Origin of the sequence: Paraburkholderia sp. BL10I2N1, assembly GCF_004361815.1 — a bacterium.
Classification (GTDB): domain Bacteria; phylum Pseudomonadota; class Gammaproteobacteria; order Burkholderiales; family Burkholderiaceae; genus Paraburkholderia.
Map to the genome: position 1 here is coordinate 3,109,985 of NZ_SNWA01000002.1, position 15,182 is coordinate 3,125,166.

At 61.5% G+C, this 15,182-nt stretch carries 14 protein-coding genes; 4 read left to right on the forward strand and 10 right to left on the reverse strand.

Annotated elements, in window-relative coordinates:
* Positions 1-153: 153 nt before the first annotated feature.
* The 5 genes from B0G77_RS36410 to B0G77_RS44910 form a co-directional block, all read right to left on the reverse strand.
* Positions 154-1,275, reverse strand: a complete 1,122-nt coding sequence (locus tag B0G77_RS36410) for a polyamine ABC transporter substrate-binding protein (RefSeq protein WP_133666590.1) — start codon at positions 1,273-1,275, stop codon at positions 154-156.
* Between the two features lie 72 nt (positions 1,276-1,347).
* A complete protein-coding gene (locus tag B0G77_RS36415) occupies positions 1,348-2,790 on the reverse strand; it encodes an aspartate aminotransferase family protein (RefSeq protein ID WP_133666591.1) in 1,443 nt (480 codons plus the stop codon).
* A gap of 36 nt (positions 2,791-2,826) precedes the next feature.
* Complete coding sequence (locus B0G77_RS36420; RefSeq protein ID WP_133666592.1) at positions 2,827-4,161, reverse strand: glutamine synthetase family protein; 1,335 nt, start codon at positions 4,159-4,161, stop codon at positions 2,827-2,829.
* 44 nt (positions 4,162-4,205) lie between these two features.
* Positions 4,206-4,994 carry a gamma-glutamyl-gamma-aminobutyrate hydrolase family protein gene (locus B0G77_RS36425; protein WP_133666593.1) on the reverse strand — a complete coding sequence of 263 codons (789 nt, stop codon included), beginning with the start codon at positions 4,992-4,994 and terminating at the stop codon, positions 4,206-4,208.
* Between the two features lie 298 nt (positions 4,995-5,292).
* Positions 5,293-5,517 carry a hypothetical protein gene (locus tag B0G77_RS44910; RefSeq protein ID WP_243751354.1) on the reverse strand — a complete coding sequence of 75 codons (225 nt, stop codon included), beginning with the start codon at positions 5,515-5,517 and terminating at the stop codon, positions 5,293-5,295.
* A gap of 409 nt (positions 5,518-5,926) precedes the next feature.
* Here B0G77_RS44910 and B0G77_RS36435 point away from each other — a divergent pair, with 409 nt between their 5' ends.
* From B0G77_RS36435 to speB, 3 genes are all read left to right on the forward strand, one after another.
* A complete protein-coding gene (locus B0G77_RS36435) occupies positions 5,927-6,478 on the forward strand; it encodes a cupin domain-containing protein (protein WP_133666594.1) in 552 nt (183 codons plus the stop codon).
* Positions 6,479-6,563: 85 nt separating this feature from the next.
* A complete protein-coding gene (locus B0G77_RS36440; protein WP_133666595.1) occupies positions 6,564-8,054 on the forward strand; it encodes an aldehyde dehydrogenase in 1,491 nt (496 codons plus the stop codon).
* A gap of 132 nt (positions 8,055-8,186) precedes the next feature.
* Entirely contained in the window at positions 8,187-9,152 is a 966-nt protein-coding gene (speB, locus tag B0G77_RS36445; RefSeq protein WP_133666596.1) for an agmatinase, read from the forward strand.
* 16 nt (positions 9,153-9,168) lie between these two features.
* On the opposite strand, the gene B0G77_RS36450 is transcribed toward speB, so the two are convergent.
* The 5 genes from B0G77_RS36450 to B0G77_RS36470 all read right to left on the reverse strand — a co-directional run bounded on the left by B0G77_RS36450 (position 9,169) and on the right by B0G77_RS36470 (position 13,074).
* Positions 9,169-10,359: an MFS transporter gene (locus B0G77_RS36450; RefSeq protein WP_133666597.1), complete on the reverse strand. Its 1,191-nt coding sequence runs from the start codon at positions 10,357-10,359 to the stop codon at positions 9,169-9,171.
* Positions 10,356-10,889 (reverse strand): MarR family winged helix-turn-helix transcriptional regulator, encoded by a 534-nt coding sequence (locus tag B0G77_RS36455; protein WP_133666598.1) that lies wholly within the window; start codon positions 10,887-10,889, stop codon positions 10,356-10,358. The genes B0G77_RS36450 and B0G77_RS36455 overlap by 4 nt, the downstream gene beginning before the upstream one ends.
* A gap of 141 nt (positions 10,890-11,030) precedes the next feature.
* The gene (locus B0G77_RS36460) at positions 11,031-11,741 is read right to left on the reverse strand and encodes a response regulator transcription factor (protein ID WP_133667031.1); all 711 of its coding nucleotides are present in this window, start codon (positions 11,739-11,741) and stop codon (positions 11,031-11,033) included.
* A gap of 247 nt (positions 11,742-11,988) precedes the next feature.
* On the reverse strand, positions 11,989-12,579 hold the full coding sequence (locus tag B0G77_RS36465) for a phosphatase PAP2 family protein (RefSeq protein WP_133666599.1): 591 nt from the start codon (positions 12,577-12,579) through the stop codon (positions 11,989-11,991).
* A gap of 111 nt (positions 12,580-12,690) precedes the next feature.
* On the reverse strand, positions 12,691-13,074 hold the full coding sequence (locus B0G77_RS36470) for a hypothetical protein (RefSeq protein ID WP_133666600.1): 384 nt from the start codon (positions 13,072-13,074) through the stop codon (positions 12,691-12,693).
* Positions 13,075-13,907: 833 nt separating this feature from the next.
* On the opposite strand from B0G77_RS36470, the gene arcA reads away from it, so the two are divergent.
* Positions 13,908-15,170 carry an arginine deiminase gene (arcA, locus tag B0G77_RS36475; protein WP_133666601.1) on the forward strand — a complete coding sequence of 421 codons (1,263 nt, stop codon included), beginning with the start codon at positions 13,908-13,910 and terminating at the stop codon, positions 15,168-15,170.
* The last annotated feature ends 12 nt before the right edge of the window (positions 15,171-15,182 follow it).

Consider the following 15,182-nt stretch of genomic DNA (forward strand, 5'->3'; position numbering starts at 1 on the left):
CGAGGCGCGGGAGGCGGCTCACAAAGGTTCGCGGCGATCGGGAAACAGGGGACTGCGCGTTTAACGGCGCAGGCTGACTGCGATAAAGCTTGCTTCGATCGGTACAGGGGTCAAGCGACCCCTGTACCGGGGATATCGGTTTTGGTGAGGCGGTTAGTGACCCGTTTTCAGTTGGGCCCAGAGGCGGTTTTCAAGCCGCAGGATGTCGGTCGGCATCGGCTTCATCAGCGTCATCTTGCCGAGCACGTCGTCCGGCGGATAAACGGTCTGGTCCTGTGCGACGGCCGGCGTCACGAACTGGCGTGCGGCGAGGTTCGCCGTCGGATAGAACACTTCGTTGGTGATTTCCGAGTTGACCTTCGCATCTTCGATGTAGTTGATCCACTTCATCGCCGCTTCCGGATGCGGTGCATCCTTCGGCACGACCATCACGTCGAACCACAGCAGGCCGCCTTCCTTCGCGTTCGAGAATTTGACTTCGTACGAGCGCTTGGCTTCCATCGATCGGCGTCGGGCGATACCGACGTCGCCTGACCAGCCCAGCGCGACGCAGATGTCGTTGTTCGCCAGGTCGTTGATGTAGCCCGACGAATTGAACTGGGTGATGTACGGGCGGACTTTCTTCAGCACTTCGAAAGCGGCCTGATAGTCGGCCGGGTTCGTGCTGTTCGGATCCTTGTGCATGTACTGCAGTGTTGCGGCGAATACGTCGACTGCCTGATCGAGGAAGGACACGCCGCAACCCTTGAGCTTCGACAGATTGGCGGGATCGAATACGAGTGCCCAGCTGTCCACCGGCGCATTCGCGCCGAGCGCTTTTTGCACGGCCTGCACGTTGTAGCCGATACCGTCCGTGCCGTAGGCCCAGGGCACGCCGTACTGGTTGCCCGGATCGGCGTCGGAGATCATCTTCATCAGAACCGGATTGAGGTTCTTGAGGTTCGGCATCTGCGACTTATCGAGCTTCTGGTAGACACCGGCCTGAATCTGCTTGGCCATGTAGTTCGAGGTCGGCACGACGATGTCATAGCCCGAGCTGCCTGCAAGCAGCTTGGCCTGCAACGTGTCGTCGCTGTCGTAGTTGTCGTACTTGACCTTGATGCCGGTCTGCTTCTCGAAGTTCGGAATCGTGTCCTTGGCGATGTAATCCGACCAGTTGTACACGTTCAGTTCGGTGTCCGCCGCCAGTGCCGGAGTCGCGGACAGCGCTGACAGACCCGTCATGGCGAGAAGAGCGGCCCCCGCGACCGCGTGACGAAGATGACAAACGCTCATGCTTTTTTCCCCTGAAGGTAAGGTCCGGCATGAGCGCGCGTCGCCACGCGCCCGCACCGGTAAGGACTGCCGTTATGAAAGGCCGAGTTGTTGTGCGGTCGCGTCGATGGCCTTTTTCGCCTTCGATACGATTTCATCGATTTCTTCCTTCGTGATCACGAGCGGCGGCGACAGCAGCATCCTGTCACCGGTGGCGCGCATAATCAGGTTGCCGTTGAAGCAGAAGTCGCGGCAGATCGTCCCGACGTCGCCACCGTTTTCGAAGCGCGTGCGTGTTTTCGGATCCTTCGCGAGCTGGATGCCGGCGACGAGCCCCACGCCGGAGATATCGCCGACGATCGGGTGATTGGCGAACGTCTCGCGCAGGCGCTTCTGGAAGTAGGGACCCGTCTCGTTCTTCACGCGCTCGATGATCTTCTCGTCGCGCAGGAGCTTCAGGTTCGCGACCGCGACCGCTGCCGCAACCGGGTGACCGGAATAGGTGAGGCCGTGATTGAAGTCGCCGTTCTCGATGATCGCTTTCGCCACGCGGTCGTGCAGGCCGACTGCGCCCATCGGCACATAGCCGCTCGTCAGCCCCTTGGCCATCGTGATCAGGTCGGGTTCGAAGCCGAAGTGCTGATGGGCGAACCATTCGCCGGTGCGGCCAAAGCCACCGATCACTTCGTCCGCGACGAGCAAAATGTCGTACTTGCGGCAGATCCGCTGGATTTCCGGCCAGTACGTCGACGGCGGGAAGATCACGCCGCCCGCTCCCTGGAAAGGCTCACCGATGAAGGCCGCAACGTTCTCCGGCCCGAGTTCGAGGATCTCGGTCTCCAGTTGCCGCGCGCGCTCGAGGCCGAACTCTTCCGGCGTCCTGTCGCCGCCTTCGCCGAACCAGTAGGGCTGGTCGATATGCACGATGTGTTCGACCTGCGACGGCATCTGTTCATGCATGTAGCCCATGCCGCCGAGCGTGCCGCCGGCGATCGTCGAGCCGTGATAGCCGTTCTTGCGCGAGATCACATACTTCTTCAGCTTCTTGCCCTGCGTGGCCCAGTACTGATGGACGATGCGCAGCACGGTGTCGTTGCCTTCGGAGCCGCTGTTGCAGTAGAAGAAGTGATTGAACGGCGCGGGCGCCAGTTCCGCGAGCAGTGCGGACAGTTCGATGACGGGCGGATGGGTCGTCTTGAAGAACGTGTTATAGAACGGCAGTTCCTGCAACTGCCTGTAGGCGGCGTCGGCGAGTTCCTTGCGGCCGTAGCCGACGTTCACGCACCACAGGCCCGCCATGCCGTCGATGATCTTGTTGCCTTCCGAATCCCACAGATAGACGCCTTGCGCCTTCACGATCACGCGGCTGCCAGCCTGATTGAGCGATCCCATGTCCGAGAACGGATGGATGTGGTGCGCGGCATCGAGCGCGCGATACTCGGCGGTGCTGCGTCCTTGCGTGACCTGTGCGACCTGCGCGCTCGCCGCTGGCTGAGCGGGTTGTACGTATGCGACTTCTTCTGTTCTGTAGCTCATGTTGCCTCCAGTTGTTCTGCCTTTGCTTGCGCCGTCTTAAACATGCAGCAGCAAATGCCTGCGTTCCCACGAACTGATCACGCGGAAGAACGCTTCATACTCGGTTTCTTTCAGGGCGAGGTAGGCCTTGACGAACTTGTCGCCGAGCATTTCGGCCATCGGTTCGCAGGCGCCCATCAACGTCAGACCCTCTTCGAGATTGCGCGGCAGTTGATACGGCAGCTCGTAGCCGTCGCTGATCAGCGGCTCGGTCGGCTTGAGGCGCTGCGTCATGCCGAGATAGCCCGCCGCAAGCGTCGCGGCAATCGCCAGATACGGATTGCAATCCACGCCGGGGATGCGGTTTTCGATCCGGCGCGCCTGCGGGCCGGAATGCGGAATCCGGAAACCCACCGTGCGATTGTCGTAACCCCATTGCACATTGATCGGCGCGGCCATGAAGCGCGACAGCCGGCGGTACGAGTTGATATAGGGCGCGAAAATCGGCATCAAAGCAGGCGTGTACTTCTGCAGGCCGGCGATATAGCCGTCGAACAGTTCGGTCGGCTTGCCGTCCGCGCCGGTGAAGAGGTTATGGCCGGTTTCTTCATCCACGAGGCTCTGATGGACGTGCATGGCCGAACCTGGCTCGCCTTCCATCGGCTTGGCCATGAACGTCGCATACATCTTGTGGCGCAGCGCGGCTTCGCGCACGGTCCGCTTGAAGAGGAACACGCGGTCGGCCAGATTGAGCGGGTCGCCATGCAGGAAGTTGATTTCCATCTGCGCGGCGCCGACCTCATGGATCAGCGTGTCGACTTCCAGTTCCTGGATATCGCAGTACTCGTAGATGTCTTCGAAGAGCGGATCGAATTCGTTGACGGCTTCGATCGAATACGCCTGACGTCCCGTTTCCGGACGGCCCGTCCGGCCGATCGGCGGTTGCAGTGGCAGATCCGGATCCTTGTTCATGTCGACCAGGTAGAACTCCAGCTCCGGTGCGACAACCGGTTTCCAGCCCTTGGCCTTGTACATTTCGAGCACGCGGCGCAGAACGCGGCGCGGCGAGATGGCGACGGGCGTGCCGTCGAAGTGGACGCAGTCGTGGATCACCTGGGCGGTGGGGTCGACAGCCCACGGAATGATGCGGATCGTCGACGGGTCGGGTACGCAAACCATGTCGGGATCGGTGACGCCGGTCAGGGTGCCGTCTTCCGGATAGTCACCCGTTACGGTCTGGATCATCACCGCTTGCGGCAGGCGCATGGATTCGCCGGATTCGAACTTGCTGCGAGGAATGATCTTGCCGCGTGCGATCCCGGCCATGTCGGGAATAATTGCTTCGATCTCGGTGATGCGGTGTTTCTTCAGAAACTCGTCGATGTCATGCATGATGTTCTCTCTATTGTTTGCGCGGCTGGTCCTGGCTGTGTCGTTCACAGCGCCGCGGCGGATGCCGCGGCAAGACCAGCCCTGATGCGCATTCGATCGCGGCAGGCTGCGCCGAACGCCTGAAAGATCGCGGTGGACAGCGCGTCGTCGGCATGCTTCCACTCGGGGTGCCACTGCACACCCAGGGCGAAAGCGCGGGCCCCCTTGACGCTGACCGCTTCGATCAAGCCATCCGGCGCGGTGGCTTCGGTCACGAGACCGTTGCCCAGCCGCTCGACGCCCTGTCCATGCAGCGAATTCACCCGCGCCTCATTCGCGCCCGCTGCGAGGCGCTGCAGCAAGCCGCCTTCGGTGAGCTGGATCGGATGGGAAGGTGAGTACTGCACGGCCAGTTCGTCGTCCTTGTTCTCGCGGTGGTCGTTAAAGCCCTCCACTGCGTGAACGCTTTGATGCAGCGTCCCGCCGAACACGACGTTCATTTCCTGAAAACCACGGCAGATGGCCAGCACCGGAACACCGGCTTCGATGGCCGCGCGCATCAGCGGCAAGGTCGTCGCATCGCGTGCGGCGTCGTGCAGCGTGCCGGGTGCGCTCGCATCGCCGCCATAGTGATGCGGTTCCACGTTCGAATAGCTGCCGGTGAACAGCAGGCCATCGACCGCCGCGAGAATGTCCGTAGCGGATTGCTTCGCGCCGAGCGCGGGCAATAGCATGGCCAGTGCGTCCGAACCGTCGACGATCGCGGCGATGTACTTTTCGCCGACCACGTGCGACGCATGCGCACCCATCATCGTTCTGTCGGCGCTCACGCCGACCAATGGTTTTGTTTGCATAACTGACAGAAAACTGACAATCGTATTGGGTCACCGCGGGACGCGGCGGAAACAGCATGACGTACGCGCGGCACGGTTCCGCGGCTAGCGCCAGGCGCAAAGCCGCAAAGTGGTGCAGGCGTGCGACGGTCGTCAGCGGACCGCGCCGCGCGTAGCAATCAGATACGCGGTTCGATCCGGTCCGCTGCATTGCGCGGCAAGCGCGAGGCGTGCGAATTGCGCAGGCAATATGCGGCCAGACGCAGCTGCGACGCGCTTGTGCAAACGGATGAATCGAACCGCTAAAGAGGGAGAGGACCTACGGCAGCAGTGACGCGACTTCGTCCGTACGGACGGCAATGAAGGCGCGTGCTGAAATGGCGTTGTGACGACGAACGGAGCGGCGGGAAAGGATCGTGTAGACGGACAGAAACCGGCGAAACGCAAGGCTGCCGTTGCTGCCGTCGGCGATGGTACGGTCAGCGCGAAGACACCTCGCATGCTGACTTCTTTCCCACCTAACCAAAGGGCCGCGGACTCTCACGATTACACTCGACTGGGGCGACGTTGAAAGTATTGAACGCCTCGTTCGATGAAACGCGTACAGCGTTTAAAGAAACGGGACATTGACCATCCGTTCATGCCGTTGCGAACCCAACTTCGCCGCGCTCCGGAAACTGTTGCCTGGTTCCGTTACACCGGTATGACGGTGACCTGTAGTTCAGCATATACGAGCCAAAAAGGCCGTCAAATCATTTTTTAAAAAGCTTGATCAGGGCTTTCCCTTACCGTGCACGCGAAACTGGCGGCGCAGGAATGAGGCATGCTAAAGAAATATTTCGATTAGCTTTCAGGGGTTTTTCCGTACTGCGCCCGAATTAAAGTGATTAGAATATTCAACACTCGCGCATGACACAGCAGCAGATCCTTCAACCTGTTTCGAGAGTCGATCGATGTCCATCGAAGTAGCGACCCGTCTTCAGTACATCCGTAAGAAGAATGGTCTTTCTCAACGCGAGCTGGCCAAGCGCGCGGGCGTCACGAACGGCACGATCTCACTGATCGAACAGAACCGGGTGAGTCCTTCCGTCGGATCGCTGAAAAAGCTGCTCGAATGCATACCGATGAGTCTCGCGGAATTTTTCACGTTCGAGATCGAGGCTAGCCGCTCGATCGTGTCGCGCCGCGCCGAAATGCCCAATCTCGGCACGGAGTCGATCGAGTTCTATCTCGCGGCCTCGAGCGTGAAGGACCGCAACATGTGCATCATGCGCGAGGTCTACCAACCACTCTCCGATACCGGAGGGGAGATGTTGCAGCACACAGGACACGAGGGCGGCGTAGTCGTCAGCGGTCAACTCGAACTGACCGTCGACGGCACGACGTGGCTGCTCGACCCCGGCGACAGCTATTACTTCGAAAGCCGTTTGCCGCATCGCTTTCGCAATCCCAGCGCGGAGCAGGTCTGCGAGGTCGTGTCCGCGAATTCACCGCCGAGCTTCTGACGCCGCGCCCATGCGTCCGACGCGAACGCCGGGCCGCCGCCCGGCTCCACATCGACGTCGGTCGCCTAACAATTGAGGCATCCTGATGGAAAAGAAGACACTTGCTTACTGGAAAGACAAGGCCGCAACGCTCTCGATCGAGGGCCGGGCGTTTATCGACGGCGAGTATCGCGACGCGCAATCGGGGCGCACGTTCGACTGCGTGAGCCCGATCGACGGCAAGGTGCTGGTCAAGGTCGCGGATAGCGGTGCGGCGGACGTCGACGCCGCCGTAGCGGCCGCGCGCCGCGCATTCGACGCGCGTGGATGGGCGGGCCTGAATCCGCGTGCGCGCAAGGCGATCCTGCTGCGCTGGGCGGGGCTCATCCGCGAACATCTCGATGAGCTGTCGCTGCTTGAAACGCTCGATGCCGGCAAGCCGATCGGCGATACGACATCGGTTGATGTGCCGGGGGCGGCCTATTGCGTGGAATGGTTCGCCGAGGCGATCGACAAGGTCGGCGGCGAGGTCGTGCCGAGCGATCATCATCTCGTCGGCCTCGTGACGCGTGAGCCAATCGGCGTCGTGGCGGCGGTTGTGCCGTGGAATTTCCCGATCTTGATGGCATCCTGGAAATTCGGTCCCGCACTGGCGGCGGGTAATAGCGTCGTGTTGAAGCCTTCGGAGAAGTCGCCGCTTACTGCGATCCGTCTCGCGCAACTCGCGCTCGAAGCAGGCATTCCGCGAGGCGTGTTCAACGTGGTGCCGGGCGGCGGCGAGCCTGGCAAGCTGCTGGCATTGCATCAGGACGTCGACTGTCTGGCGTTTACGGGTTCGACGAACGTCGGCAAGCTCATCATGCAATACGCGGGGCAATCGAACCTGAAGCGGGTGTGGCTCGAACTCGGTGGCAAGTCGCCGAATATCGTCATGCCCGACTGTCCCGATCTGGATCGCGCGGCAAATGCCGCCGCGGGCGCGATTTTCTACAACATGGGCGAGATGTGCACAGCGGGTTCGCGGCTGCTCGTGCATCGCGACATCAAAGACGTTTTCCTCGACAAGCTCGTCGCCGCGGCCCGTAGCTATACGCCTGGCAATCCGCTCGATCCGGGCACGTCGATGGGAGCAATCGTTGACCAGGTTCAGCTCGATCGCGTGCTGGGCTACATCGAAGCGGGCCGCGCCGAAGCGAAGCTGTTGCTGGGTGGCGGCCGTGTGACTCCGGAAGCGGGCGGCTTCTACATCGAGCCGACGATCTTCGACACGAAGGCCGATTCGAAGATCGCGCGCGAAGAGATCTTCGGGCCTGTGTTGTCGGTCATCACGTTCGATACGGTCGAGGAGGCCGTGAAGATCGCCAACGACAGCGACTACGGCCTGGCCGCCGCCGTCTGGACGTCAAACCTGACCACCGCGCATGAAGTCGCACGCAGCCTGCGCGCGGGCACGGTATGGGTCAACTGCTATGACGAGGGAGGCGACATGAACTTCCCGTTTGGCGGCTACAAACAATCGGGTAACGGCCGTGACAAGTCGTTGCACGCACTGGAGAAGTACACCGAGCTGAAGTCTACGCTGGTGCGGCTGCGCTAAAGGATTCGCAAGCCAGCGCGGCGGCACACCTTGTCCGTGCCGTCGCGTTCCCAATGAATCCGACGCCGTGCGACACGCGCACAACCCAGGACACTTCGCGTGCGTTGCCGGCATGTTCCATCAGGTCATCCCATGACTGAACTTCTCTATGGCGACGGTGCAATCCGCCGTCCGTCCCTCTACGGGTCTTCGATCGAAAACACCTATGCCGGCGTACTTTCGTTCATGCGACGCAAGTACACACGCGAACTCGATGGCGTGGATGTCGTTGTGTCGGGCGTGCCGCTCGATGTCGCCACGACCTTCCGCTCCGGCGCGCGTCTCGGCCCATCGGCGGTGCGCGCGGCGAGCGTGCAGCTTGCCGAGCTGCATCCGTATCCGTGGGGCTTCAACCCCTTCGACGATCTTGCCGTGACCGATTACGGCGACTGCTGGTTCGACGCTCACAATCCGTCGTCGATCAAGCCGGCGATCATGGAACACGCACGCACCATTCTGCGTTCGAACGCGAAGATGCTGACGCTCGGCGGCGACCACTACATCACTTATCCGCTGCTGGTGGCGCACGCGGAGAAGTACGGCAAGCCCTTGTCGCTGATCCACTTCGACGCGCATTGCGATACCTGGGCCGACGACAATCCGGACAGCCTGAATCACGGCACGATGTTCTACAAGGCCGTCAAGGAAGGGCTAATCGATCCGAAGACGTCGGTGCAGGTCGGCATCCGCACGTGGAACGAGGACTTTCTCGGCATCAACATCCTCGATGCGGCATGGGTGCATGATCATGGACCGCGCGCAGCGGTCGAGCGGATTGTGTCGATTGTCGGTGACCGGCCCACGTATCTGACTTTCGATATCGACTGCCTCGACCCGGCTTTCGCGCCGGGAACAGGCACGCCGGTGGCGGGCGGCCTGTCGTCTGCACAGGGTCTTTCGATCGTGCGCGGGCTCGGCGCGGTGAACATCGTGGGCGCGGATGTCGTCGAGGTGGCCCCGGCATACGACCAGAGCGACATCACGGCGATCGCCGCAGCGCACATCGCGTGTGATCTGCTGTGCATGTGGCGGCAGCGCAAGGTTGCTGCATCACGCTAGTAGTACCACGTCGGCGTCAGCCCGCGGACGACTGTGCCGCAGGCTGACGCCGACCCTGACGGATCCCGAGTGCGTACACCGTGACGGCGCCGCTGATCAGCGCAAGTTGCCACATCAGCATGTCGCTGCCTAGCGCCTTCATTGCGACACCCGCCACGAGCGGTCCGACAATGGAACTCGCCGTGAACGCGAGCGAGATCAGCCGCATGCTGCGCGCCAGCGTTGCCTTGTCGCCGGCCGCTCCCGCATACATGCTTAGCGTCAGCAGGGCGGCGTTCATGCCGCCTAGCAGCAGCGCACTCACAACAAGCCACGCGGATGACGGCGCGGCGAACGTGAACGCGAGGATCGCCAGCGTATCGGCCGCACCGAACGCGATAACGGTAGCCGTCAGGCCAAGCCGGTCGGCGAGCCAGCCGACCGGATACTGGCAGGCCATCGCGCCGATGCCAAAGAGCATCAGCAGCGTCGACGTCTGCGAGCTGGTCAATCCACGACCGCTGGCGAAGAACGGAAAGAGTCCATAGAGTGCGCCGTCCGCAAGACCAGCAACGGCCCCGACGACCATGCCCAGCGCAACCAGCGGGCCAATGGATAGTGATGCTCCTTGCGCGCGAGTGGGTTGCGGCCGGGTTGCGGCTTCGGCAGGCTTATCGCCGCGCGTGAGGCAGAGCGGAATCGCTGCGGCGAGGGTGAACGCCGCGCCGCTGATGAAGGTGATCTGCCCGCTGGTCCCGCACCATACCGCGAGTCCCGGCGCTACGACACCGGCTGTCGCGATCAGCGCTTCATGAAAACCAACGACACGTCCGCTCGATTCGGGCGGCACGAGCCGATATAGCCATGTTTCGTTGGCGATCCAGCGCAGTCCGATGCCCAGGCCGATCAGCGCGCCGGGCGCTATCCAGAGCGGCCACCACAGCATGCCCATGCTAACGAAGGCGAGAATCGACGAAGCGAGCCCGATCAATACCGTCCGTTTTGAGCCGATCCGCTCTACAAGGACGGGGGCGGCGAGCAGGCCCGCAAGGATGCCGGCCCACTGCGCAGCAGAAAAGAGACCGGCGCGCGGCGCGTCGAGACCCTCGTGCGCGAGCCATACCGGCAGCACGACGAAGCCCATGCCGAACTGACCGATCTGCGACAGCGTCGAGACGGCCGTCAGCGCCGCAATTGCGTGCCACCGGATAGGGGCGGGCGAGGTCATGATCCGCTCCGCTGCGGCATCGGCAGTCCCTGGTCGCGGCATTCGACAGGACAGCCGGCCTTGAGGCACGGTGCTTCGTCGCACAGACGGCAGAGTTGCATCGCATGCGATGCGTCGCGCGTTTCGTGCCAGAGGATCTTGATCAGCAGGTTTTCCAGAACCTGGTGTTCCGCTTCATCGAGATGGCCGACGACGCGCTTTAGCATACGTTCGCGCGCGAGCCGCATGCTGTTCACTTCGCGCTTTCCAGACGCGGTGAGGGCAAGCGCAACCGAACGCTTATCCGGACCAGGCTTTTTCTCGACGAGACCGGCGTCGACCAGCCCCGCCACTGCGCGAACTGCAGCAGGATGGGACAGATCGACGGCATCGCGCAGCAGTTCGATAGACGAATCGGGGTACATGCCGACCGCGTTGAGCATCGCGCGGGCGGTCGGGCCGCCCAAGGCGGGAATCGCCGGCTGAGCGTTCAGTTCGTCGGTGACGAGAAGGGCGAGGACGCCCAGGAGATTCTCTGTGCGCTGCGTCATGGCGATACCTCAACATGTGCATCGTGCATATGTGCATAATGCACATATTTGGGCGAAAACGCAAGATGTCGTTACGCTCCCCTTGGCGGACTTATTCCGGCATCTGCCAGACGTTTCGCCCCCTCCCGCCCGCACTCGAATTCAGATTTCGGTCGGTGGTGGGGCAGGAAGGGGCATGGGCGTGTCGCCTTGGCCCGATGGGCCGGTCGAGATGATCAAGCCGGTTTCATTGGCAAACCGGAACAGATCCGCGTTGCGCTCGATGCCGAGCTTGCGCATCGCAGTCTTTTTTTGCGCACTGACGGTCTGCTTGGCGCGGCTCACCACTCCCGCGATCTCGTTGATCGACAGACCGGACAGGTAGAGTCGTATCACTTCGGTTTCGCGCGGGGTCAACTGCCTGACGCGGTCTGTCGTGGCGCGACCATGGCGGATCCGCAATGTCTGCTGCTCCGCGCCGGGTGAAAAATACGACGCGCCCGCGTATACGGCATAGATTGCGTAAATCAGATGCCCGACTTCACTGACCTTGTTGAGCACGGCCTGGATGCCGAGCTTCGAGACCTCGCCGACAATCGCCGCATTGTCGATGGTCGTGAATACGATGATTTTCAGGGCTGGATAATGGCGCCGCAAAAAAGACAGGAGTGTCATCCCGTCGCCGTACGCGCCGCCAGGCATAGCGTAGTCAGTGACGAGTATGTCGCACGGCGTGCGGTCCAGCAGTTCGATGATTTCGGTTGAGTTGCGAGCGGTGCCGACGATGTCGATCGTTGGAATTCCGGCCAGTTCGTGCTTGATCCCGGCAAGTACCGCTGGGTGGTCGTCCGCCAGCGCGAGCTTGATCGTCATGGTTGACATATTCAGGATTCCGATAGAGGAATTTGCTGCGTCGATGCGCAGTACGGCTGGAATTTATCCTGGTAGCGGGCGTGGGAATGTCGGACATGTCAGAAACGATGTCGCCCGGGATAGGCTGGGTCCTGGTGTTGTACGCAGGGGGCTATCCGTTTTTCGCGATGGAGGCGGACCTTAACGCACCCGGCCTCTGGTGTGATGCGATGAGTGTTCGATAAGCGCTTTCGCAGGGAGCAACGGATCAGAATCTGCCAAAAAAGTCGGCCAGCACGCCGCTGCATAGGCCAGGAGAATAGTCCTCGATCATGGCCTGAAAGGGCGCGTGATGTCCGTACGCCAGGGTTGTCACGAGCGATAGCCCGATGGCGGCAACTGCCGGCCGGAACAGCTTGACGTCAGAGCGCGTCAGTGAGCGTATGAACAAGGCCGCAATCGCGGCACCCAGAAGCCAACCCGCGATGACTTCCGGAACGGTATGCGCATGATCAATAAGACGGGCGATAGCGGTGAGCGCGCCGACCAGGAGACCACTCGCGGCTCCGGCGAGCACGCGACCTCCGGCTCCCCGGCAAAGCAGCGTGATGGCGACCGTCCAGACGGCCGTTGACAGGGTGGAGTGACCGCTAATCACGCGAAACCCGATCGTAGAGACTTCGATGCCGCAGCCGGCGTACAGGATCTTCGTCACTCCGACGAGCGCCATGCCCGCCGCAAGAAGTAGCGTCCAGCGCATCGCGAGCGTGCGATCGGAGAGCGCGAGCCAGACGGCGCAGGTAATGGCGACGGGAATGGTCAACGCGGCATCGCCCACGTTACTGATAGCGTTCCACATAGGGTGTTGGCATGAGCGGAGATAAACGGCGCAGTTTAGCGCATGAGCACGAGGCGGCGCGCAGGATACTGGCAGCGGGGGAGGTTCATTCTTTATCGAGAGACGCAGTGCTCACCCGGAGTCATTGCTCGCGCTCGCCCGCGTCGAAATCTTGTTCGAGGGTTTCGGTGGCTCGATTTGAGTCAATATAAAGTGTGCATGCCTAACCTTATGTTGGCTCTCAGCATCCATGAACTTCAGACGCGAGCCAACCAGCATCCCGGATACCCCCCGACCTTGCCGGGCTTTCGCCTCGTGATCGATGTTCTGGATGTTGGGAAGCGCAAACGCTACCGGAGTTGAGGAGAAATCCGAGGCGCGGAAGACCAGCGTGATGTTAATTCCAATTTTGAAATAATCAAATTGACAGCGATAAATCTCATAAGCGACGGGCAGCGTGCGATTGTATCGATGAAAGGCAGGCGCAATCTGAAATAGTGGAAGGTACTGTTTCACAGGTGGTATCGAATACCAGCTGGTAGATACATTGGGTGAGACGTTTCGGGGCGGTGTATGAGGGCTTGCGAGTGGGGTCGCGCGACGCTTTTGTCATATGGGACGGTGTGTCCGGGTACAGGGTTGTCTACGCAACGACGCCTCACCTGCATCCCGCACGGATGCACATGCAAGCGCGAGGCGGTAGAGTCACGTTGTCTGATTTGCGTGAGTCGTTAGTAGTGGATGGGTTTCCTGCCGACCAGGCGAACATCGGCGAAAAATCGACGGCTGTCAGGCGCGCCGGGTCATAGCAGAAGATCGGGGTAAATCCAATGTTAAATCTTGAAAAAATGACCTTGACAACGCATCGGAATAAGTAAGACTAAGCAACATACTTGCCGGGTTGGAATTTCGACGAGGACGTTGGAAATGAACCAGACGGGAATGATGTCTCTTCGGGGGCTTGCCGCGAAGCTTGCTGGCGCTATGTCCGTAGTGGAGCTGTTCTCGTTGCCACAGTCATTCTCGCGAATGGCCGGTGTTCCTGCTGTTGCATTCATCGCGTGGACCACAGCCGGTGTGCCCCGGTACAATCTTCGGCCCGCATTACCGCCGCGGTCGCTACCCGTCTTCGCGGTGTTCCCATTCTACCGTTGCAAACGCAGATACCTGGTCATTCAGGCGTTGCTGTGTGCACCTGCAACGTTGTCGTCTTTAATCGCGCGACGCGAGCAAGGGAAGTCGACCTTCACCGGGGCTGAGCGAGCGTTCGTTACGGCCGCCGTCCCCGGTGCCGTGACGAAAATCAGCGGACCCACGACTGGTCGGATCCCACTTTAAGCGAGGGTGATATGGCTAATGCAACTGCAAGTTCGTCGGGTGGCTACGGCGTGTACTCGGAAGTTGGGCAATTGCGCAAGGTGATGGTCTGCGCGCCGGGTCTGGCGCATTCGCGGCTGACGCCGAGCAATTGCGATGAACTGCTGTTCGACGATGTGCTGTGGGTCGAGAACGCCAGGCGCGACCACTTCGATTTCATCACCAAGATGCGCGACCGGGGCGTCGAGGTGCTGGAAATGCACAACCTGCTGGCCGAGACCGTGGCGGTGGCCGAGGGCAAAAAATGGATTCTCGACAACCAGGTGGTGCCGAATCAGGTCGGGCTGGGCTTCATCGACGAACTGAGGAGCTATCTTGAGGGGCTGGACAACCGCAAGCTGGCCGAGACGCTGATTGGCGGGCTGTCGACCCACGACTTTCCGGAAGCACACGGCGGCAAGGCGCTGGCGATGGTGCGCGAGGCCGCCGGGACGACGGAGTACCTGCTGCCGCCGTTGCCGAACACCCTGTACACGCGCGACACCACCTGCTGGATCTACGGCGGCGTGACGCTCAATGCGCTGTACTGGCCGGCGCGCCATGAGGAGACCATCCTCACGGCGGCGATCTACCGGTTTCATCCGGACTTTGCCGGCAAGGTCAACGTGTGGTGGGGCGACCCGACCGAGGATCACGGGCTGGCGACGCTGGAAGGCGGCGACGTGATGCCGATCGGCAAGGGCGTCGTGCTGATCGGCATGAGCGAGCGCACGTCGCGCCAGGCGATCAGCCAGCTTGCCGCGACGCTGTTCAGGAAGGGGGCGGCCGAGCGGATGATCGTGGCGGCGATGCCGAAGATCCGCGCGGCGATGCACCTGGACACGGTGTTCACCTTCGCGGACCGCGACTGCGTGCTGCTGGCACCGGACTTCATGAACCAGACGCGCACGTTCTCGTATCGCCCGAGTAGCCACCCGAGCGGGGTGGAACTGCACAAGGAAGAAAAGCCTTTCGTCGATGTGGTGGCCGACGCGCTGGGGTTAAAGAAGCTGCGCGTGGTCGAGGCGGGCGGCAGCGACTACCAGCGTGAACGCACGCAGTGGGACAGCGGCGCGAACCTGGTGTGCGCATCGCCGGGCGTGGTCTTCGCGTACGACCGCAACACGTACACGAACACGCTGCTGCGCAAGGAAGGCATCGAGGTCGTGACGATCGTCGGTGCGGAGCTGGGTCGCGGACGTGGCGGCGGTCACTGCATGACCTGTCCGATCGTGCGTGACGCGGTGGATTACTAGCGCTCACGAATA